Origin of the sequence: Chitinibacter sp. GC72 (assembly GCF_009760905.1) — a bacterium.
Classification (GTDB): domain Bacteria; phylum Pseudomonadota; class Gammaproteobacteria; order Burkholderiales; family Chitinibacteraceae; genus Chitinibacter.
Window position 1 is genome coordinate 78,296 of the sequence record NZ_VIRW01000003.1, and the last position, 19,079, is coordinate 97,374.

At 50.5% G+C, this 19,079-nt stretch carries 22 protein-coding genes and 1 other RNA gene; 10 read left to right on the forward strand and 13 right to left on the reverse strand.

Annotated features, from left to right (window positions below):
• The first annotated feature begins 312 nt into the window (after positions 1–312).
• Entirely contained in the window at positions 313–1,008 is a 696-nt protein-coding gene (locus FLS37_RS03735) for a helix-turn-helix transcriptional regulator (protein WP_157314590.1), read from the forward strand.
• Between the two features lie 325 nt (positions 1,009–1,333).
• Here FLS37_RS03735 and FLS37_RS03740 read toward each other — a convergent pair whose 3' ends face one another.
• Both FLS37_RS03740 and FLS37_RS03745 read right to left on the reverse strand, forming a co-directional pair.
• On the reverse strand, positions 1,334–2,257 hold the full coding sequence (locus FLS37_RS03740; protein WP_157314591.1) for a hypothetical protein: 924 nt from the start codon (positions 2,255–2,257) through the stop codon (positions 1,334–1,336).
• Complete coding sequence (locus FLS37_RS03745; protein WP_157314536.1) at positions 2,254–3,429, reverse strand: hypothetical protein; 1,176 nt, start codon at positions 3,427–3,429, stop codon at positions 2,254–2,256. Before FLS37_RS03745 ends, FLS37_RS03740 begins: the two co-directional genes overlap by 4 nt.
• A 246-nt stretch (positions 3,430–3,675) precedes the next feature.
• On the opposite strand from FLS37_RS03745, the gene FLS37_RS03750 reads away from it, so the two are divergent.
• From FLS37_RS03750 to FLS37_RS03770, 5 genes are all read left to right on the forward strand, one after another.
• A complete protein-coding gene (locus FLS37_RS03750; protein WP_157314537.1) occupies positions 3,676–3,867 on the forward strand; it encodes a hypothetical protein in 192 nt (63 codons plus the stop codon).
• A complete protein-coding gene (locus FLS37_RS03755; protein WP_157314538.1) occupies positions 3,864–4,343 on the forward strand; it encodes a DUF2924 domain-containing protein in 480 nt (159 codons plus the stop codon). Before FLS37_RS03750 ends, FLS37_RS03755 begins: the two co-directional genes overlap by 4 nt.
• Positions 4,340–5,680: a recombinase family protein gene (locus FLS37_RS03760; protein WP_157314592.1), complete on the forward strand. Its 1,341-nt coding sequence runs from the start codon at positions 4,340–4,342 to the stop codon at positions 5,678–5,680. Before FLS37_RS03755 ends, FLS37_RS03760 begins: the two co-directional genes overlap by 4 nt.
• Positions 5,677–6,144 carry a LacI family transcriptional regulator gene (locus tag FLS37_RS03765; protein ID WP_157314593.1) on the forward strand — a complete coding sequence of 156 codons (468 nt, stop codon included), beginning with the start codon at positions 5,677–5,679 and terminating at the stop codon, positions 6,142–6,144. Before FLS37_RS03760 ends, FLS37_RS03765 begins: the two co-directional genes overlap by 4 nt.
• Before the next feature lie 387 nt (positions 6,145–6,531).
• A complete protein-coding gene (locus FLS37_RS03770) occupies positions 6,532–7,944 on the forward strand; it encodes an AarF/ABC1/UbiB kinase family protein (RefSeq protein ID WP_157314594.1) in 1,413 nt (470 codons plus the stop codon).
• A gap of 123 nt (positions 7,945–8,067) precedes the next feature.
• Here the strand turns inward: FLS37_RS03770 and FLS37_RS03775 are convergent, their stop codons facing one another.
• From FLS37_RS03775 to FLS37_RS03820, 10 genes are all read right to left on the reverse strand, one after another.
• Positions 8,068–8,703: an isoprenylcysteine carboxylmethyltransferase family protein gene (locus tag FLS37_RS03775; protein WP_157314595.1), complete on the reverse strand. Its 636-nt coding sequence runs from the start codon at positions 8,701–8,703 to the stop codon at positions 8,068–8,070.
• Positions 8,700–8,957 (reverse strand): DUF2933 domain-containing protein, encoded by a 258-nt coding sequence (locus FLS37_RS03780; RefSeq protein ID WP_157314596.1) that lies wholly within the window; start codon positions 8,955–8,957, stop codon positions 8,700–8,702. The genes FLS37_RS03775 and FLS37_RS03780 overlap by 4 nt, the downstream gene beginning before the upstream one ends.
• A 12-nt stretch (positions 8,958–8,969) precedes the next feature.
• Entirely contained in the window at positions 8,970–9,428 is a 459-nt protein-coding gene (locus tag FLS37_RS03785) for a hypothetical protein (protein WP_157314597.1), read from the reverse strand.
• 568 nt (positions 9,429–9,996) lie between these two features.
• Positions 9,997–10,358: a transfer-messenger RNA gene (gene ssrA, locus FLS37_RS03790) on the reverse strand.
• Positions 10,359–10,410: 52 nt separating this feature from the next.
• On the reverse strand, positions 10,411–11,061 hold the full coding sequence (locus tag FLS37_RS03795) for an HAD family hydrolase (protein WP_157314598.1): 651 nt from the start codon (positions 11,059–11,061) through the stop codon (positions 10,411–10,413).
• Positions 11,062–11,757 (reverse strand): bifunctional 2-polyprenyl-6-hydroxyphenol methylase/3-demethylubiquinol 3-O-methyltransferase UbiG, encoded by a 696-nt coding sequence (gene ubiG, locus FLS37_RS03800; protein ID WP_374756829.1) that lies wholly within the window; start codon positions 11,755–11,757, stop codon positions 11,062–11,064.
• Positions 11,758–11,786: 29 nt separating this feature from the next.
• Positions 11,787–13,115 (reverse strand): TRZ/ATZ family hydrolase, encoded by a 1,329-nt coding sequence (locus FLS37_RS03805; protein ID WP_157314600.1) that lies wholly within the window; start codon positions 13,113–13,115, stop codon positions 11,787–11,789.
• A 95-nt stretch (positions 13,116–13,210) separates the two neighbouring features.
• Positions 13,211–13,408, reverse strand: coding sequence for a hypothetical protein (locus FLS37_RS03810; RefSeq protein WP_157314601.1), 198 nt, complete (start codon positions 13,406–13,408; stop codon positions 13,211–13,213).
• A 204-nt stretch (positions 13,409–13,612) separates the two neighbouring features.
• A complete protein-coding gene (locus tag FLS37_RS03815; protein ID WP_157314602.1) occupies positions 13,613–14,125 on the reverse strand; it encodes a hypothetical protein in 513 nt (170 codons plus the stop codon).
• On the reverse strand, positions 14,097–15,239 hold the full coding sequence (locus FLS37_RS03820) for a cupin domain-containing protein (RefSeq protein ID WP_157314603.1): 1,143 nt from the start codon (positions 15,237–15,239) through the stop codon (positions 14,097–14,099). Before FLS37_RS03820 ends, FLS37_RS03815 begins: the two co-directional genes overlap by 29 nt.
• A 164-nt stretch (positions 15,240–15,403) precedes the next feature.
• Between FLS37_RS03820 and FLS37_RS03825 the strand changes: the two genes are divergently transcribed.
• Together FLS37_RS03825 and FLS37_RS03830 are read left to right on the forward strand one after the other, a co-directional pair.
• A complete protein-coding gene (locus FLS37_RS03825) occupies positions 15,404–15,871 on the forward strand; it encodes a peroxiredoxin (protein WP_157314604.1) in 468 nt (155 codons plus the stop codon).
• A 5-nt stretch (positions 15,872–15,876) separates the two neighbouring features.
• Positions 15,877–16,356 (forward strand): peptidylprolyl isomerase, encoded by a 480-nt coding sequence (locus FLS37_RS03830; protein WP_157314605.1) that lies wholly within the window; start codon positions 15,877–15,879, stop codon positions 16,354–16,356.
• 109 nt (positions 16,357–16,465) lie between these two features.
• Here the strand turns inward: FLS37_RS03830 and FLS37_RS03835 are convergent, their stop codons facing one another.
• Positions 16,466–17,245: an SPOR domain-containing protein gene (locus FLS37_RS03835; RefSeq protein WP_157314606.1), complete on the reverse strand. Its 780-nt coding sequence runs from the start codon at positions 17,243–17,245 to the stop codon at positions 16,466–16,468.
• A 181-nt stretch (positions 17,246–17,426) separates the two neighbouring features.
• Here FLS37_RS03835 and ndk point away from each other — a divergent pair, with 181 nt between their 5' ends.
• Positions 17,427–17,852 (forward strand): nucleoside-diphosphate kinase, encoded by a 426-nt coding sequence (gene ndk / locus FLS37_RS03840; protein ID WP_157314607.1) that lies wholly within the window; start codon positions 17,427–17,429, stop codon positions 17,850–17,852.
• A 94-nt stretch (positions 17,853–17,946) separates the two neighbouring features.
• Complete coding sequence (rlmN, locus tag FLS37_RS03845; RefSeq protein WP_157314608.1) at positions 17,947–19,071, forward strand: 23S rRNA (adenine(2503)-C(2))-methyltransferase RlmN; 1,125 nt, start codon at positions 17,947–17,949, stop codon at positions 19,069–19,071.
• Positions 19,072–19,079 lie beyond the last annotated feature (8 nt).

Sequence of the window (19,079 nt, forward strand, 5' to 3'; positions counted from 1 at the left end):
GCATTGATTTACAATATCTAGAAGTATCATGAAATTATCGCCACAATATCAATGGCATAAATTTATGGTATCGGCACAATATGAGCTCCTTTAATTAACTATTTGGAGCACATAAAATGTCGAACCATCAAGGCGATATCAGTAACAAAAACAAGGGAACACCTGGAACTAATAAGACTTACGATCAGAACCAGGGAAACCGAGGAAAACAAATTCAGCAGAATCAACAAAAGCAAGCTGTCATTAAGAAGAAATAACTGTTGGGGTGTTAATTGGTAGGCGGGAAACCCGCCTACATCAAATGTGGCCATAATGGAAGATAAGAAAAAGTATCGATACACAAAGCAGCTGATAACTATGGCATTGCGTGATGGCTGGACGCAGAAGGATATTGCAGATGCATGTCGTACCCAGCAATCAGTTGTAAGTGGTTGGAAAAATGGCTCTGTTCTGGCAAAAGAAAGCCAGTTGCAAAGATTATTGGAGGTGTATGGCCCGAAGTTGCGCAGACGCACCTTCAAGATTTATCACGATCTGCAGAAAGACAGTCAAGGAATTTACAACATCCAGATGATCAAAGTAGAGGGCGAAGTATTGCTCTCATTTCCGTACCGAAATAAAAAATTCTGTGCGAAATGCCAAGCTCCAATACCAGAAAACACCACATCTTGCAGTTGCAGTTCAAAAATTATTAAGACGTTGCCTACTAGACGATTGCTGGTGCACTCTATGGGCAAGGGGGAGTTTTGTTTAGTCCATCAGTATCGCCTGATTAAGGACGAGTGCCAGATGCAATTTCCAGAGACTAATGTTTACGCGAGTAAGGTAGTCGGACGTTACGATGTAACGCTTTTGTTGGTATGGATTGACGAAGTCCTCACCCAAGCATGCGTATCGACTGAAATGATGTTAGACGAAAGTATCTTGTTGCGCATGCTCGTCAGAAAAGCGCTGCTAGAGTACGGCTATCCAATTGAGGGGGTTGAAGAGCACAACGCATCTTGGTAGGCTCTCAATACCAACCCAAAAAAGCGTTACGGCCACGCCAAGGTCGATCGCAAAAGATCTTCATTGATCGTTAGGTTTGCTTAGGGTTCGCCCGGCCTTGCAGACATGCCTTTTGCTTCTGCAATGCTTTAGCTAAGTAACCATCAGGGAAGTTGGCCGTATGCTGGCACAGTCAGCTAGATTGTAGTGATACATGCTGTGATCGAAAAGCGCTCAACTTCAATAGGGAATGGGGCGGGACGAAAGCCGGGCCACTTTGAATAAGGTCGCCCGGCTTTCACTTCTCATTCTTCGGGATTTGTTGCTGAATAACTGTAAATAGACTTCAACTGAAACTGTTCAGCAGGTAGACTTCATCGGTATCGTGATACTGAATAAACCGATCGTAGACAGCACGGTTGCTCTTTTTGAATATGTCGACGGGTTTAAATATGGCAGCAGTACTGCCAACTGCTTGCTGTAACTGGCCCTTTGTCATTTCATGATCGGGATGCTGCATCAGCGCCAGCAGCATTTTTTTCTGCTGAGGCGTCAGCTTATGGCGCTCACCGTCGACAACCGCATAGCCGTCAGTGACATAGTCGAGGGTGGACAGATTATCTGGCAGTGCTTCATCGGCAAGCACTGGCCGCATTGCCAGCCTGCTGTTGTCGAAATGAAAATTCGCACGCCCCAGATGAACTGAATCGAGGAGCAGTTTGGGCTGTCGCTGGGCTAGCGGTGTGTTTTGCCATCGCTCAGGCCCAGAGCTCGTCAGCAGGATGTCCTGACTATGAAATTGCCGTTGCGTTAACATCTCATCGATTTGCTGTGCGACGCCCGACTTGCCCAAACCACAGGCTAGCCAAACTTGAATCTGCTTGTTTTTGCGGGCAACTTTGCCGACCAGCCACAAATGCTGAGGAATGAGCTCCGCCGGCTGTGCACCTGCATTCAAGCCAAGTTGAAGCGCCGTCATGATCTTGCCGACATCAAGGTGGTAAGCGCGAAGTTCATCTGACGGAATGTCGATATCTCCGCAGTCCGTGCAATAGAGCTTGTCTTGCTCTGGGTGCACCGGCGCACCTAGTCCGCATTCTGGGCAATTGAGGGTGACTAGCCGCTGGCCTGGTTTGAGCCAGCGCCAGCCCAGCAGCGTTTCCCTAGCAGAATGCTCCTCTGGCCTAGTGGATGCGCCGATCAAAATGGGAGCGTTAGGATTGTCTAACCAGCGCACCAAACAAGCCAAGGTCTGCAAGGCAGCACTCATCCGAGCACTCCGCATTCTTGCAGTAGCTCGTTGGCCAGCTTTGCGTTTTCGGCACTGAGGTTCTTGATCGAAGTGCTGCCACCGACGTTGCAATCAAAACTGAAGGTTTTAACCGTGTCTTTGCCGGGCTGTTTTCGGCCAATGGTAATGGTGACGGCAGAAAGATCGTATTCTTCAGCCAAATCCTGCTGGGTTTTAAGATGAGCTTGCGCCAGCGAGGCGGCATCGGGTTGATCCGCTGGACTCGGCGCATCGATACAAATGGCCATACCAGCGACTTGTTTGTGCTGATACCGAGCGCGGCGCAGGCGCGCAAACTCGATCCCCATGCCCGCTGGGTCGAATAAATCGACGCCACGCAGCAGTTGATTCAAGAACAGCCGCGATTTTTGTACGGCTTCCGGCTGTATGTCCTGCTTCAAAATGTGCTCGCCAAAGATCCCCTGCACTTGTGCGTGAGCCTTGATGCCGCCTTTGACGATGGACTCCACCAAACCTGTCTGGGGATCGTACAAAATGCCGGTTTCAATCGCCGGTCGAATGGGGCGTCGCGTGAAACCTTGATCATCAAACTCGGTGGAGTCGCTTTTGGGGCCCTCGACATAGAAGGACAGCTGGATCGTGCCATCTAGGTATCGATCATAAATCTCGACGTGATGTTTACTGCCGGCACCATCTTTTCGATACAACTTGGCCACTGCATCTCCAAAGGCCACCAGATCATCGCGCAGGCGTGACAACTCCAGGCCTGTTGGTAACTGGTGCCGTTTCCACATCCGCCCATTGCTGCGACCATCGAAGGCAAGTGCCAATTCTGCAGCTCGAAATTGATCATCTCGATGCGTTAGTGCCCAGCAGGCTCGCTCAGCGTCATTCACGCAGTGCTGGAATGCTTCGTCCAGCTCATCGTCATTATTGGTGGCATTACGCAGCGCCTTGATTCCTTGCTCATGCCCCATCTTAAAAATCCGCTGCAAGTCATGGTGCAGATCCGCATAGGCTTCAGTGGCATCCATTTTCAACCAAACCGCTGTTGCTTCAATGACTAACTCCGCTTCTTCCTGCGCCCAATCCAAGGGGAAGTGCGTGGCATGCCCGCGCGCGCTAAACAAAGCCTGAATTGAGGCTTTGGGGATTTCACGGAATAGCTGTTTTGGATTGAAGATCTTCATCTGGGCCTCCTGATTTCGAGCACGAGTTGTTAGAAATGCTGCCATGCAGAAACATATTAGAACGATCGTTCTTGGTTTCAATAGTCTTTCACAAATATTTTTTAAATATTTGGCTGATGTGATGTTTGATCTAGGCGAAACCTTCCTCCCGCTTGCGCCGGCTTCCTATGTGTTGGTGGCTTTGGGGCATTTCTGACCGGACAATTTCACCACTGATTTTTGTTGAATAACCCGGAGTGCCCAGCAATGCAGCAACACAACCAAACCCCACCAGAACTGATGAGTCCGGAACAACGGGCCACTGAAATTTGCCGAATTCTTGGCCATGGCATTTTGAGATTGGCAGACAAGGTCAACAACCCGCTGAATCAACTTGGCTTTTCTGCAGAACAGAGCGTTCATGTGGACGTGTCTACTGCCAAGGAGAACCAGGTATGAACCCCCAACCTGAATTGCCTGCCAGCGTGCTGGAACAAGTCAGCCAATTACCAGATCTGCCCATGCCAGAAATCCGGCGGCTGTGGCTGAAGCTGTTTGCCTTTGACGCGCCCACGCATAACCGCGTTTTTCTGGAGCGAAGGATCGCCTATCAACTTCAAGAAAATGCTTACAAAGAAATCGATCCGGAGTTGCTGGAGCGCAATCGCAAAGCCATCGCCGCACTGATTCAGTATGGGTGTAAGCCGGCTCGGGCTCGAATTCAGCTCACCCCAGGTACCGTATTTAACCGGGAATATGGTGGCCGCAATCACCAGGTGGTGGTCCTGCCAGATCAGCTGCTGATGTATGAGGGACAGGTTTACAACAGCCTCACCCAGCTGGCGGAAATGATTACCGGTACACAGTGCTCCGGGCCGTTTTTCTTTGGCCTGAAAAGCAAGCGCAGCAAAAGCGATAAAAGGAGAAAAACATGAGCGTCAAACCCCGTATTCGTTGCGCAGTTTATACCCGGAAATCCAGCGACGAAGGGTTGGATCAGGAATTCAACTCAATTGATGCTCAGCGTGAAGCGGGCCATGCCTATATCGCCAGCATGCGAGGTGAAGGTTGGATGCCAGTGGCTGACGATTATGATGATCCGGCATTTTCTGGTGGCAATATGGAGCGGCCCGGGCTCAAGCGCCTGCTAGCCGATATTCAAGCTGGGCTGATTGATGTGGTCGTCGTTTATAAAATCGACCGTCTGACTCGCAGCCTGGCTGATTTCTCCCGCATGATTGAAGTGTTTGAGGAACACGGCGCCTCATTCGTTTCGGTGACCCAGCAGTTCAATACCACGACTTCAATGGGTCGATTAATGCTGAATGTCCTGCTTTCGTTTGCCCAGTTTGAGCGGGAAGTAACGGGTGAGCGCATTCGCGACAAAATTGCCGCTGCCAAGCGTAAAGGCATGTGGATGGGCGGTGTGCCTCCGCTGGGCTATGACGTGGTCGATCGCAAACTGGTCGTTAATCCGCAAGAAGCAAAACTGGTTCGGCATATCTTCGAGCGCTTTGTCGAGTTGGGCTCGACGACGCGCCTAACCCGAGAGCTGGAAATCGATAAGGTACTCTCCAAATCCTGGACCACCCAAGAGGGGCGGGTCCGGGTTGGCAAGCCGATCGACAAAACGCAGCTCTATAAGTACCTGCACAACCGGATTTATCTGGGAGAGCTGTCACTCAAAGGCCAGTGGTTTCCTGGCGAGCATACGCCGATCATCAGTCCTGAACTGTGGGAGCAGGCCCATGCCATTTTTGCCATCCACCGCCGCAAACGCAGCCAGCAAAATCGCAATGGCCGTCCGGCCTTGCTGAAAGGCTTGCTGTTTACACAAGATGGCCGAGCGATGTCGCCGACCTACACCTGCAAAGCCGGCCGGGTGTACACCTACTACATCTCGCAGCTGGATAAGAAGAAATATGCCGGGGCTTCCGGCATCCATCGCTTGCCAGGTTCAGAAATCGAAGGGGCCGTCACCAAGCATCTTTTTGCACTGCTCAACAACGAGACCGTTGGGCTGCGGGTTGTAAGTGCCGTGCAGGCGGTGGACCCGGAACTGGACGAATCACAAATCATGGTGGCATTGCGACGACTCGAGCAGGTCTGGAGCAATCTTTATCCTGAGGAGCAGATGCGGCTGGCCAAATTACTGATCGAACGCGTGGTCATCAGCCCGAGTAATTTGGAGATCCGCCTGCGTGAAACTGGTCTGGAAAAAGTGATCAAAGATATGGCCGGCAAGGCTGAAGCGCAGGAGGCCACGGCATGAGCACGATCAAGCAAATCACCACCCGGCAAGCCGAAATAGGCGAGTTAAGTAACGGCCGGCTGCAGTTGCATATCCCGATTACCATCGGTCGCCGCAATGGCAAGAGCGTTGTTCGTCTTCCCGATGGTGCAATCAGGCAGCCTGACTCGCCAGGCAAAGATCCAACCCAACTACAACTGGCGCTGGCGCGTGGCCACCGCTGGTGGCAAATGATTCAGCGACGTGAGGTCGCAAACTTGACCGAGCTGGCCAAGCAGGTCGGGGTCGACAGCAGCTATGTCAGCCGGATGGTCAACTTGACGAATCTAGCGCCTGACATTGTTGCAGCCATCCTGGATGAAACATTGCCGGAGCACATCAGTTTGTTTGATCTGGCAGTGGATCCGGCTTTGCTGTGGGATGAACAGTGCGAGCGAGTTGGCATCAGCGTTGACAATCAATTCATGAGTGAAGCTAAAGAATGAGGGGCTGGTTAGGAAAGTAACGCAGCCTCTCGCAAGCATAGGTGAGCTTCAGCACCTCGGCCTTAGCGGACAGTCAAACTTCTTTGTCGGTGGCAAAATTTAAGGAGCCACTACAAACTTACCCTAGATATATAGATGCCAACCGCGCATACTTTAGGTGCTTCAGTACGCTGGCGGCCACTTGTCAACGCGAGGAATCATGACAGCAAAAGCCGAACACCACTTCATGACCTCACCGATTCGAATTGCCTCAATTTTGCGGATTTTAACAAAGCATAAACTGCTGGGGGGGTACTTGGGAAGCGCTATTGGCCAACACCGCAGCAATTGCGATCGGCAATCGAAGCGTTGGGGCCAACATTTATCAAGTTTGGTCAGATTTTGGCCATGCGCCGAGATTTAATCCCAGAACAATACGCCAATGAATTGGCCTTATTGCATGATCAATTGCCGGCAATGCCATTTGATCTTGTCCGCTCAATTATTGAAGCCGAGTTTGGTCTACCTCTCACGAAATTATTCTCCGAGTTTAGCGAAGCGCCTCTTGGAGCGGCTTCAATTGCTCAAGTTCACAAAGCAACTACTTTGGATGGGCGTGTTGTCGCGGTTAAAGTGCAGCGCCCCAATTTGAATCTAGTGATTAGCAAAGATATTGCGCTACTTACGCATTTGATCTCCTTGGGTGAAATGCTCATGCCGCAATTGCGTAGCTTGGAGCTACATCGTGTGGTTAATGAATTTGCCCTCAGTCTGCAACGGGAAATCGATTTCACGCATGAAGCTCGCTCTATCCTCATTTTTCGAGCAGCCATGTCGGAATGCCCTGAGCTCTGGGTTCCCGATGTACTGAACTCCTATTCGCGAGGAGCGGTGCTGACGATGACCTTTTCGGAAGGAGAGCGGATTGATCTTTACGCACAAAAACACCCGGAAAAAATGCCAGAGGCCATGAATTCCTTGCTAAGGCTGATGCTAAAAACGATCTTCGAGAATGGCTTATTTCATGCGGACCCCCACCCCGGCAATGTATTTGTGCTGCCTGATGGACGACTTGCACTACTCGATTTTGGTAATACGGGCGAGCTAGACGAGCCGATGAGGGAATCGCTGGCTTATTTACTTGAAGCGGTTATTGCTGGCGATGCCCGAGCAGCAAGCGAGGCGTATCTGGAAATGGCATTGAGCAGCGATGAGGTCGATCGTGCCGCGCTGCAGATGGACATGAAAGCAGCTTTGTATGAAATACGTCGATCAGACCTGAACGCAATATCAATTGGCGCTACTTTTGAGGCTCTCACCCAAGCGGGAACGCGCAATCGAGTGCGGAATCCAAACGAGTTTGTATTGCTCACTCGTGCAGTGCTGATCATGGAGTCAATGATTGAGCAATTAGCCCCCAACCATGACTATATTGCTTCTTTTCGTGAACAAATATCACGGCTAACTACGCTGCATTTTTCAAAACAGCGTATTGCCGACAAGACCACGCGGCTGGCGAGAGAGCTAGAACGCCTGATGCTGGGTGCTCCTAGCGATACCCGACGCATCTTACGCCGTGTTGCAGAGGGCAATTTAGGTCGGCTGCCAAGACTGGAGTCCATGGGCGAGCGACTTAGCCGTAATCTGGAAAGGCTTGCTGGAGCAATCGCTTATGCCGCACTAGTCATTAGTGGATCAATGCTACTGCTCACCGCTGAAGGGGACTGGCACCACACTCTGGGTGAAATCATGATCGGCGTTGGCATTTTTGGTATGGCAATTACCGGTATTGGCGTGCTGCGCAGTAGACATACGCGGTAATGGCGCCTAAGTCCTTTATTAACTTCAAAATACTACCATGGGTATGTTTTTTTAAATAAGCAATAGGAAGGATTCCATTCATATACATCTGCATTGTTCGTATGGCTTATCTCATTTTCAGTATCAAGCCCCAAGATGTGGAATAAAACGTGGCGTTGATTGAGCATAGTCCTCATATTCTGCCCCAAATTGCGCCCGCATTTCAGCTTCTTCAGTGGCAGCTAGCCGTGTATACATCATCAGCAAAATCGGAAACATAATCAGTGTTAGTAGCGTTGGCCATTGCAACAGAAAGCCCAGTAGGATCAAGACAAAAGCCACATATTGCGGATGACGAATTCGTGCATAAGGCCCGCTAACAGCTAGTACTTGCCTGCGTTGTGCGTGATAGAGCACGTTCCATGCGCTAGACAATAAATAAAAACCAAAGCCTAGCAATATATAGCTGGCAATATGCAGCGTGCCGAAATGCGGATCTCCTTGTTCGCCAAGCAAGGTCGCCCATAAATGGCCCGCGTTATGTGACAACAAATCGAGGTTGGGATATTGCGTTTGCAGCCAGCCTGCCAGTAGATAAATGGTGAGTGGAAAACCATACATCTCAACAAATAAGGCGATAATAAAAGCAGAAAATGCGCTAAATGTCCGCCAATCCCGCGCCGTTGCTGGTTTAAAAAAACTAAAGGCAAATAGAATAAAAATGGCCGAATTGATCAACACCAAAACCCATAAGCCATAGGCTGATTCATCGTGATTCATGATGGGCCTCCGCGTTCGACTTGTTTGTCGGAGTCTGGGGCATCGTGGTGGTGACCATGTCCGCCATGACCATGATGCATAAAGATGTGCATCAGCGGGCAGGCTAGCAGCAATAGAAATGGCAAAGCGCTGATGACATGCGCCAAATGCTCGGTGAGTAAAAAATAAGCGGCCACAGCGCCGATCACGAGCAAGCCCATCGAATAGCGCGAGCCCCAAAAGCGAGGCGCTTGTCGTTGATGATCGTGATCCATAATAAGGGCTCCTTATTGAGTGGCAGCCATGCGATCCATCAACAATTGCATCATTCCTTCCATCATTTTCATGCGCATGTCCATCATCTGATGGCCGACCGCCATGTCCATGCGGTTACCGTTTTTTGCTCCCATCATGCTCATCCCATTCTTCGCGTCCATCATTGTGGTAGGCATGCTATTCATTAACGCCATCCCATCTTGCATGACTTTCATTTGCTCAACCATCAAGGCCTTGCGCGCCTCCGGCGTTTTTGCCTTTAGCGTTTTTTCATGCATTTCTTGCATGGCTTGAATATGTTGATCCATTTTCAGTATGGATTTGGATTCATTTGAGACTGTGGTTTTCGAGATTTGTTTGGCTTTAACGCTGGAGGCCGCAGATGCTGGGTGATGAGCCTCTTCTGCAGATGCGCCACTACTAATAAAAACAAGCATCGTCGCAATGACGGCTGGGCGAATGGGTTTCATGATGAATTCCTAAGGTCTGATGACGTTTGGTTTGCCACTGAATTTGGCAGCTATGTTTCATTCATTATTAGCATAGACACTTTGTTCGCTAAAAAGTTAGTATTCAAAACAATGAATTCGCCATCTTATTTGATTTATATCAATAACTTACATTACCTTCTTGCAGTGACGTGGAATTTTGCAACCGATTAAGATATTGGGACTTTCCGCTCTGGCCGAACAACTGAAGGCAGGGGCGGTTGGCTGGTTGTCTGCACTAGCAACACATGCAGACGTTGAATTAAGGCAAAATAATGAGTAATGCCCAAGCATTTTTCTCGTAGAACTCGCTCAGAAAGTCCAGAAGTAAAGCCATGATTTATATGGTTAATGTGAAACCATGCTTCCGGACTTCACTCTTTGGGTGGGGCTGAGAGATGACATATGAAATGGCCGGCACAGAGATCAGTGGTCGGCCAGTTCGGATAATTTATGCGGCAGACAGTCCAGAAGCCTTGCGCCACAAGGCTTGTAGCTGCGGGACTTGGCAAAGAAAAACCCCAACTGAGAACAGTTGGGGTTTGTGTATTGGTGGAGGTGGGGGGAGTTGAACCCCCGTCCAGAAGCACTCTACAGTGAGTTCTACATGTTTAGCCATATCATTTGGGTTTTAACTCTCAATCACGCCGATGGGCAGGCTTGAAGAGAGCGAGTCACCTTAATTTAACCTTGATCCAAGTAACCCGAATCAAAGCGATCCCATCTAAATGACTCTGCTGCCGGTTTTACCCGACCCGCCCGATGGGCCTTGCGGTGCAGAGTCTAGCTTAAGCAGCTAGAGCGTAAGTTTCGTCGTTTGCGACTATTTGTTTTCAGTTGTTTTTACGGGCAGCTGAGACCCCGACATGCCCTCATCCGCTTTGCAACCCCTGTCGAAACCATGGCACCCCCGGCTTTTACAGCTGTCTTCATGCGAAGTGAAGAAACGCGATTATACCTTGCTTTAGTCCAAATGGCCTAGTAATTCGAGCGGGTGATTAATATTCAAATCCGCGCCCCAGCTTTCGGGCTGGTCGGTGTCGCTGATGTAGCCGTAATTGGCCAGCACTGTTTTCATGCCGACACGGCGGCCTGCTTCAATATCGCGCTCGGCGTCACCTACATACAGGCAGTGTTGCGGATCGATGCCTAGCTCGGCTGCGGCGTGTAGCATAGGTTTAGCGTCAGGCTTGGGTATACCTACCGTGTCACCGGATACGCAGGTCTGCGGGGCAATAGGGAGGGGGAGTAATTGCACCAGCGGGTCGGTAAAGCGCATGGGCTTATTGGTAATAATGCCCCAGCGCATACCGCGCGCATCAATTTCGCGGATTAGTTCGCTAATCCCGTCAAAAAGCGTCGTGCCCTCGCAGATTTTTTCGGCGTACAAGTCCAAAAAGCGTTCGCGCAATTCGGCAAAGCGCGTGTGCGTTGGCCCAATGCCAAAGCCCAATTCTAGCAAGCCGCGCGCGCCGTGGCTGGTAACAGGGCGAATGGTGTCGATCGCCAGTGGCGCAGCGCCTTCCTCGATCAAGAGGCGATTGAGCGCCGCGCCCATATCGGGTGCGGTGTCGGCCAGTGTGCCGTCGAGGTCAAATAACACGGCTTTGATCATTTATTGGCCTTTGCGCGTGGCAACGAGGTAATTGACGTCGGTATCGTCGGTCAGTTTATATACTTGCGTCAACGGGTTAAACGTCATGCCGGTGACGGTGACGGTATCCAAACCCACGGTACGCGTCATGCGCGCCAGCTCAGACGGCTTGATAAATTTATCGTAATCATGCGTGCCACGCGGCAGCATATTAAGTACATATTCAGCGCCCACAACGGCGAGCAAATATGATTTGGGATTGCGATTTAAGGTGGAGAAAAACACCCAGCCGCCTGGTTTCACGAGGCGCGCGCACGCTTCAACCACGCTGGCGGGCGACGGCACGTGTTCGAGCATTTCCATGCAGGTGACGACGTCGTAGCTTTCGGGTTCAGCCGCAGCGAGTTCTTCCACTGGAATCTTGCGGTAATCGACGTTGAGGCCGGATTCAAATAAATGCAGTTTGGCGACTTTGAGTGATTTTTCCGCTAAATCAATGCCGGTGACTTGCGCGCCACGCTCGGCCAAACCTTCCGATAAAATGCCGCCGCCGCAGCCGACGTCCAGAATTTTTAAATCTTTAATGCCCGAATGCTGATCAATAAAGCCAATGCGCAACGGGTTAATTTCGTGCAATGGTTTGAACTCGCTGGTTTTATCCCACCATTTGTGCGCGAGCGCAGAAAATTTGGCGATCTCGCCATCATCGACATTGATTGTATGGGTATCGGTCACAACGGTAATCCCTAGTTGGTTTGCGGGGCAATACTGCCTTCAATTTTGTGTTGCCAATGCCGGGCAGTGCTGAGCACTTCGGCCAGATTCAGGCTCTGGTGTTCGTGGCGGCGGTATACCGCACGGCCAGCAATCCAGACATCACTGACCTGCGTGCGATCAGCCGCGTAGACTAAATGCGAAATCGGATCGTAGCACGGTTGCGTGCCCGCTTGCGCCAGATTGATGGCCAGCACGTCGGCTTGTTTACCCACTTCCAGAGACCCAATTTTATCCTGTAAGCCCAGCGCTGTCGCGCCATTGAGCGTGGCCATTTCCAGCGCCTGCCAGGCGGGTACGGCTTCTGGATTAGCACTTTGCCCTTTGGCCAGCAGTGCCGCCAGGCGCATTTCAGCAAACAGATCGAGTTTATTGTTGCTGGCCGCGCCATCGGTGCCAATGCCGACATTAATGCCCGCCGCCAGCTGCTGGCTGATCGGGGCGATGCCGGAGGCGAGTTTCAAATTGCTGGCCGGATTGTGCGCGATATGAACGCCTTTTTTGGCGAGCAGCGCAATTTCGCTGTCGGTGGTATGCACCATATGTGCCGCAATCAGCGGGCTATCAAGTAAACCCAGTGTCGCCAGTCGCTCCAGCGGGCGCACGCCATATTCTTTCAGGCTGCCGGCAATTTCATCGGCGCTTTCGTGAATGTGGCAATGAATTCCCAGCTCCAATTCATCGGCCAGCGTGATGATGCGGCTGAACGTCTGATCGCTGACGGTGTACGGTGCGTGCGGCGCGAGGGTAAATTGCACCAGCTCTTCACCCAGAAATTCATCGCGGCAAGCCAGAGCTTTGCGGATGTAATCGTCGGCATTGCTGGCGTAGGGGGTTGGAAACTCCAGAATCGAGCAGCCCACAGTCATGCGAAAATCCGTATCAAGTGCGGCTCGTGCCACTGCGCCATGGTGAAAATACATATCATTGCAGCAGGTGGTGCCGCCCGCAATCATCTCGGCAATCGCCAGCTTGGTGCCAGCAAAAACAAAATCATCGCTGACATGTTGACCCTCGGCGGGCCAGATGTGCTCGTTGAGCCAGCGCATCAGCGGCAAATCGTCGGCAAATCCGCGCAGTAATGTCATTGCCGAATGGGCATGCAGATTAATCATCCCGGGCATGAGGGCATGATCGGGAAGTTTGATGATTTCAGCATCCGGGTAGGCGGCGAGGGCATCGGCCCTAGCTTGCAATGCAATGATTTTTTCGCCCTGAATGACGAGTGCGTAATCGGTGTAGACAGTGTGGCGCGGGATTACCGGAATAATCCAGCGTGGCAAGAGAATTTGAACAGTCATTAGCAGGTAGGTGGCAAATCAGGAAGCGTTATTCTACGGCAGAAATGCAAAAAGCCGACCTTGCGGTCGGCTTTTCAGTATTCGGTAAAACCGAATTACTTAGCAGCAACTTCAGAAGCAGCAGAAGCTACGTCAGAAGCAGCTTCAACTGGAGCAGAAGCAACTTCAGAAGCTACAGCTTCAACAGCAGAAGCAGCTTCAACTACAGCAGAAGCAGCTTCAGTAGCTTCTTCTTTACCGCAAGCAGACAAAGCAACAGCCAACAAAGCAGCAACGATCAGAGATTGTTTCATTTTGAAATCCTTTAAGATTAAGTTTAGGTTTAATTGACTAACTAATTAATAACTGGCTTTAGGCCAATTACTTAAATTCACATTCGGCGTGATTTGTTTCACAACCAACGAAACGAATTCTAATCAGCTGCCCGATAAATTGCTAGTGCTGGCACGGGTTTTCCTCTATGTAATCTGCTACCTCATGTAACGCAGTGTACATCCTTATAAATCAAGGCGTTGCGATGCGTTGCAGGGTGTTGATTGTTCCCACAGTGTTGCAAACTGCTGTTTGAGCTGGGCGGCGTATTTGCTATTGCGGCCGGATTCGCCGCGTAGCCAATCATAATGATGACGCATTAGATAATGTTCATCGTCACCAATCATCCAGCCCTGGCGCTCGTGCGAGAGATAATCCGGGATCTGGCGAATTTCTATCAAATGGCCAAAGCGATCGCACAGCTGGATAAAGCGCGGATGGCGCTGCGTCAGCACGTTGGTGTTGGCCAGCAAGAGCTGCATGCGGCCAGGCGAGGCTTGTGAGAAAAATGCCCACAGGCCTTGCTGGTTGCGCAGGCTGCCCAGATCACTCTCGGCCAGATCGTTTTCACAGATCTTGAGGGTATGTCCAGCTAGGGCAATCAGATTTGTGATTGCAGCCTGATACCCATTTCGGGTATCAAAAGGCGTGGCTGCAGATGCTGTTTCTTCATTCGGCACGGGGGTGAAGGTAGCCATATTCGTGATAGATATAAAGTAAGTCGCACAATGGGTCGGAGTATTCGGCGGCGGGCAAGCAGCGCTCGTTGGCCAATTGCTGCAGCAGTGCCCAATCGGTCGGGCTGGCATCGTCAAACTCGACTTCTTCGCCATTGATAAACAGCGTTTGCTCCGAGTAGAGCATCTGGCTTTTCAGATCCAGCTCGACACCGCGCTCGGCAATAGCCTCGGCAAAATCGTCAAACTCCAGTGGTCTGCTGTGATCGAAAAAAACATGCGGCTTGGGTTCGGAAAAATAGCGGCCAATAAACTGCCGAACCGTCTGCTCGTCCCATTTGACTTGCTGCAGCATCTGGCCAATTTGCGTGACAAAGGCGTCGTCAATTTTGGCCGGTGTGCGGCTTGCCTTGGCGTCCGGGTCGCTGTACATGCCTTCAAGGCAGATTTCATCCTGCAAAAACTCCAGAAACTTGGTCGCGATTTCCTGTGTTTTGGGCGCTCTAAAACCGACCGAATAAGTCATCCCCGGTGTGAGTGCTACACCGTAATGCGCATATTTGGGGGGCAAATACAGCATGTCGCCGTGCTCCAGTACCCATTCCTGCTCAGGATTAAAGTCTTTCAAAACTCGAATCGGCGCATCTTCAATAAAACCCGAGGCGTCATCGCTGGATATTTGCCATCTTTTTTGCCCGCCCACCTGCAGCAAAAAAACGTCATACGAGTCATAATGCGGCCCCACCGTGCCACCGGGCGGGGCGTAAGAGATCATCACATCGTCAAGTCGGGTATAAGGCAGAAAATTAAACTGATATAAGAAGTCGGCAATATGGGGAACCAGATGGTTTACATTCTGCACCAAAATCGTCCAATCAGTTTCTGGTAATCGATTGAGGCGGTGCTGACTGAACGGGCCGTTTTCCAGCTTCCAGCGCCCATGATTGAATTCGATCAATCTGGATTCCACGTCATCGCGCTGGGCAAATTCGGCCAGCCGGGCAAAATCAATCAGTTCCGGAAAGTTGGTCCATGCCTGACGAATCAGCAGCGGTTTTTTTTGCCAGTATTCGGCCAGAAATTGCTCGGGTGTTAATTTTCCCAACAGGGCAGTATCGAAAGGTGTTTTAGGCATGGCTTGTGGCTATAAAGGAAAAAAATGAGTTTGCTGGCCAGCTTGCCCCATGCATTATCTTGGGCAAGTTATGGTGGTAAATAATAGCGTTTGCACGGATGGCTGGCACTTGGCACATTCTGCAATCCGATAATAATCGTATTATTGCACCGACTGGAGACCCCATGCTCAATGTAGGCGACGTAGCCCCTGATTTTTCTTTACCCGACGCGGCAATGGACATGGTTCGCCTGAGTGATTTTCATGGCCGAAAAAATGTCGTGTTGTACTTTTTTAACAAGGATCATACGCCGGGCGGCATTGTTGAAGCGGTCGAGTTTTCTGATCGCACTGACGCATTTTCGCAATGTGAGACCATTATTCTGGGTGTGAGTCTGGATGACTGTCTGGCGCACGACAGTTTTATCGATGAGCAGGGTCTTTCGTTCGACTTGCTGTCTGATACCGAGCTTGAAGTCAGTCGTCTTTACCACGCGGTACACGAATGGGAAGCGCAGGGCGTGGTAAGATGCGGAATAGAGCGCTCGACCTTTGTGATTGATAAGTCGGGCGTCATTCGACATGCTTTCTATCACGTCATACCGAAAGGCCACGCGGCCGAAATTTTGAACCTTGTAAAACAGCTAGGATAAACACTATGCAAATCGCCAAAAATTCCGTTGTTACACTGACTTATGAAATGTACGACGCTGAAGGCAATCAAATCGACAAAACCGAAGAACCGATTGCTTACCTGCACGGCGGTTACGACAATATCCTGCCGCTGGTAGAAGAAGCCCTGCACGGCAAAACTGTAGGCGACAGCATCGAAGTGACGATGTCACCTGACGACGCATTTGGCGAATTCGAGCCAGAATTGGTTCGTGATGAAGAAAAAGACGGTTTCCCGGCTGACGTTGCTGTAGGCATGATGTTTGAAGCTGATGATCCTGAAACTGGCGAAGTCATCCTGTTCCGCGTAACCGAAGTAGAAGGCAACCGCGTGACTGTTGACGGCAACCATCCTTTCGCTGGCATGACGATCCGTTTTGTGGCGACTGTGACTGCTGTACGCGAAGCCAACGCAGAAGAGCTGGCGCATGGTCACGTACACGGCGAGCACGGCCATCACCACTAAGATTGATGTGGCTTAGCTGCACTGCCTTTTAAGCGTTTACGCTAAAGAGGTAGAGTCAAAAAAGAGCAGTCAGCCTCGCGCTACTGCTCTTTTTTTGTGCTGCAAATAACTATTCGTTTTTTAGTACGGGAGTGATGCCGAGCGCTTTGAGTTTTTTGATCGCAGCATCGGCCTCGATCTTGTTTTTGAAGGGGCCGATTTGCACTCGGGTTTCCAGGTAGGCAGGAATGCCTGCTTGTTGAAGCTGATTCAGTAATTTTTCCGCGTTGTTGGCGTGTAAAAATACCCCAGCCTGCACGCTGTAGCCCCGTGTGCTATTGATCGGGCTTGGGAAAACAGCGGTTATCGGCTTGGTGGCGATTATTGTGCTTGTTGGCTGAGTCACAAGCCTTGGCATTGCTGTCGTTGGAATCTTATTGCTGAGGGGTATTGCTGTGAAAGCAACTACAGCTGTTGGTTGTGGTCTATTACTTGTGCGGGGTATCTGCTTTGGCAGATTTTCGATTTTTTGAATTTGGTTTTGAGCTTGGTTGCTGTGGGTTTGTTCAGTATTTGGACTTGGCGCCGGGAGTGCTGTCGCACTTGGCTTGGGGCTAATGCTGGGGAGCGCTGTTGCTTCCGGTGTGGGAACCGATGTGGGAGTGGGTGTTGAAATTGCGGCCTCGCTCGCTGCGGAGGCTATCTCTGCAGGCTCGCTGGCATTCAGTTCGGGTGCAATTTGTGGAATCTGGACGTTCGGTTCGGTGTTTTCCTGGCTTTTTTCGATCCAGGCGATGCCAAAAAGGATCGCGGCAATTAATCCACCTGCAATGCCGAGCCGCCAAAGTAGCTGGGTTTTGAGTTGTTGCTGTTCTTTCTGCTGCAGGATCGGGTCTAGGCCTTCACTCATTGTGTCTGCTAATCGCTTGTAAGTGTTATAATGATCGGCTATTTGCCTAAAGTTTGCATATTGGCATGGTCTTTTAGGCCGATTTAGCCTATGCAGAGGCTAGCTGAAAACAGCCTTGGGCAACAATATTCTTTCGTGTTTGTTGATAAAACTAAACATTAAACCTCTGGAGCAATCAAAAATGACTATCGAACGTACCATTTCTATCATCAAGCCTGACGCAGTTGCTAAAAATGTAATCGGCAAAATCTATGACCGTTTTGAATCTGCTGGGCTGAAAGTGGTTGCGGCAAAAATGAAGCAATTGTCACGCGCTGAAGCGGAAGGCTTCTACGCTGTTCACAAAGAGCGCCCTTTCTTTAATGATTTGGTGAACTTTATGATCTCTGGTCCAGTCATGATTCAAGTGTTGCAAGGCGAAAACGCAGTTTTGAAAAACCGCGAACTGATGGGCGCAACGAATCCGAAAGAAGCCGCTGCGGGCACTATCCGCGCTGATTTTGCAGCTAGCATCGACGCTAACGCAGTGCATGGCTCAGATAGCTTAGAAAACGCAGCGATTGAGATTGCATATTTCTTCGCGGCTTCCGAAGTTTACGGCTCTTAAGTAGCTGGAAAAAGTGCCCCGGTCTTGCGGTAATACGAGATCGGGGCACTTTGCACGATTTGTTTGAAATTAAGACGCAGCGGAGTACACGATCATGTCTTTAAATTTGCTGGATTACGATGCTGAGAAACTCGCGGCTTTGATGGTGCAAATGGGAGAGAAGCCTTTTCGCGCCAAGCAATTGCTCAAGTGGGTTCATCAGCGCGGTGCCGCTGATTTTGACGTGATGAGCGATATTGCTAAGTCATTTCGGCAGAAACTGGCCGAACAGGCCTGTGTGGCTCCGCCCTCCATGATGGCCGAGCAGATTGCGCAGGACGGCACTCGCAAATGGTTACTTGATGTCGGTACTGGTAATGGCGTTGAAGCGGTTTTCATCCCGGAAGATGATCGCGGTACTCTGTGTGTATCGAGCCAGGTTGGCTGTGCGCTGGACTGTACGTTTTGCTCAACTGCACGTCAGGGCTTTAATCGCAATTTAAGTACTGCCGAGATTGTTGGCCAGCTCTGGTGGGCCAATCAGCGTCTGTCATTTGATGCAGCGCGTTTGGGTAGTGCGGTCAATGATGACACCCGGATTGTGTCGAATGTGGTCATGATGGGGATGGGTGAACCACTGGCCAATTACGATAATGTGGTTTCAGCAATGAAACTGATGCTTGATGACAACGCTTATGGCCTTTCGCGTCGCCGGGTTACCTTGTCAACATCAGGGATGGTGCCGCAGTTGCTGAAATTGCGTGAAGATTGTCCGGTTGCGCTGGCTGTGAGTCTGCATGCGCCGAATGATAAAATCCGCGATGAAATCGTGCCAATTAATAAAAAATACCCATTAAAAGAATTGCTTAATGCCTGTAATCTGTATTTGGAAAAAGCGCCGCGCGATTTTGTGACGTTTGAGTACGTGATGCTGGCAGGGATTAATGATCAGCCAGAGCACGCGCGTCAATTGGTCGATTTGGCGCGCTCGGTGTCATGCAAATTCAATCTGATTCCGTTTAATCCATTCCCTAACTCTGGCTATGCCCGATCCGGGCGCGAAGCAATTGCCCGATTCCGTGATATTCTCAGTAATGCAGGTTATATCGTTACGGTGCGCAAAACACGCGGAGACGATATTGACGCTGCATGCGGTCAATTGGCCGGCCAGGTGCTTGATAAAACCCGCCGTACAGAAAAATTGGCTGAGACTCGCCCGATTTTGTTTCAACAAAAATAAGGCTTCAA

Coding starts and splice junctions, on each gene's coding strand:
- FLS37_RS03820 (WP_157314603.1), bottom strand. CDS start 15,239: ATGCCTAAAACACCTTTCGATACTGCCCTGTTGGGAAAATTAACACCC.
- FLS37_RS03795 (WP_157314598.1), bottom strand. CDS start 11,061: ATGATCAAAGCCGTGTTATTTGACCTCGACGGCACACTGGCCGACACC.
- FLS37_RS03815 (WP_157314602.1), bottom strand. CDS start 14,125: ATGGCTACCTTCACCCCCGTGCCGAATGAAGAAACAGCATCTGCAGCC.
- FLS37_RS03785 (WP_157314597.1), bottom strand. CDS start 9,428: ATGAAACCCATTCGCCCAGCCGTCATTGCGACGATGCTTGTTTTTATT.
- rlmN (WP_157314608.1), top strand. CDS start 17,947: ATGTCTTTAAATTTGCTGGATTACGATGCTGAGAAACTCGCGGCTTTG.
- FLS37_RS03835 (WP_157314606.1), bottom strand. CDS start 17,245: ATGAGTGAAGGCCTAGACCCGATCCTGCAGCAGAAAGAACAGCAACAA.
- FLS37_RS03805 (WP_157314600.1), bottom strand. CDS start 13,115: ATGACTGTTCAAATTCTCTTGCCACGCTGGATTATTCCGGTAATCCCG.
- FLS37_RS03775 (WP_157314595.1), bottom strand. CDS start 8,703: ATGAATCACGATGAATCAGCCTATGGCTTATGGGTTTTGGTGTTGATC.
- ndk (WP_157314607.1), top strand. CDS start 17,427: ATGACTATCGAACGTACCATTTCTATCATCAAGCCTGACGCAGTTGCT.
- FLS37_RS03825 (WP_157314604.1), top strand. CDS start 15,404: ATGCTCAATGTAGGCGACGTAGCCCCTGATTTTTCTTTACCCGACGCG.
- FLS37_RS03770 (WP_157314594.1), top strand. CDS start 6,532: ATGCGCCGAGATTTAATCCCAGAACAATACGCCAATGAATTGGCCTTA.
- FLS37_RS03780 (WP_157314596.1), bottom strand. CDS start 8,957: ATGGATCACGATCATCAACGACAAGCGCCTCGCTTTTGGGGCTCGCGC.
- FLS37_RS03810 (WP_157314601.1), bottom strand. CDS start 13,408: ATGAAACAATCTCTGATCGTTGCTGCTTTGTTGGCTGTTGCTTTGTCT.
- FLS37_RS03745 (WP_157314536.1), bottom strand. CDS start 3,429: ATGAAGATCTTCAATCCAAAACAGCTATTCCGTGAAATCCCCAAAGCC.
- FLS37_RS03735 (WP_157314590.1), top strand. CDS start 313: ATGGAAGATAAGAAAAAGTATCGATACACAAAGCAGCTGATAACTATG.
- FLS37_RS03740 (WP_157314591.1), bottom strand. CDS start 2,257: ATGAGTGCTGCCTTGCAGACCTTGGCTTGTTTGGTGCGCTGGTTAGAC.
- FLS37_RS03750 (WP_157314537.1), top strand. CDS start 3,676: ATGCAGCAACACAACCAAACCCCACCAGAACTGATGAGTCCGGAACAA.
- FLS37_RS03830 (WP_157314605.1), top strand. CDS start 15,877: ATGCAAATCGCCAAAAATTCCGTTGTTACACTGACTTATGAAATGTAC.
- FLS37_RS03765 (WP_157314593.1), top strand. CDS start 5,677: ATGAGCACGATCAAGCAAATCACCACCCGGCAAGCCGAAATAGGCGAG.
- FLS37_RS03760 (WP_157314592.1), top strand. CDS start 4,340: ATGAGCGTCAAACCCCGTATTCGTTGCGCAGTTTATACCCGGAAATCC.
- FLS37_RS03755 (WP_157314538.1), top strand. CDS start 3,864: ATGAACCCCCAACCTGAATTGCCTGCCAGCGTGCTGGAACAAGTCAGC.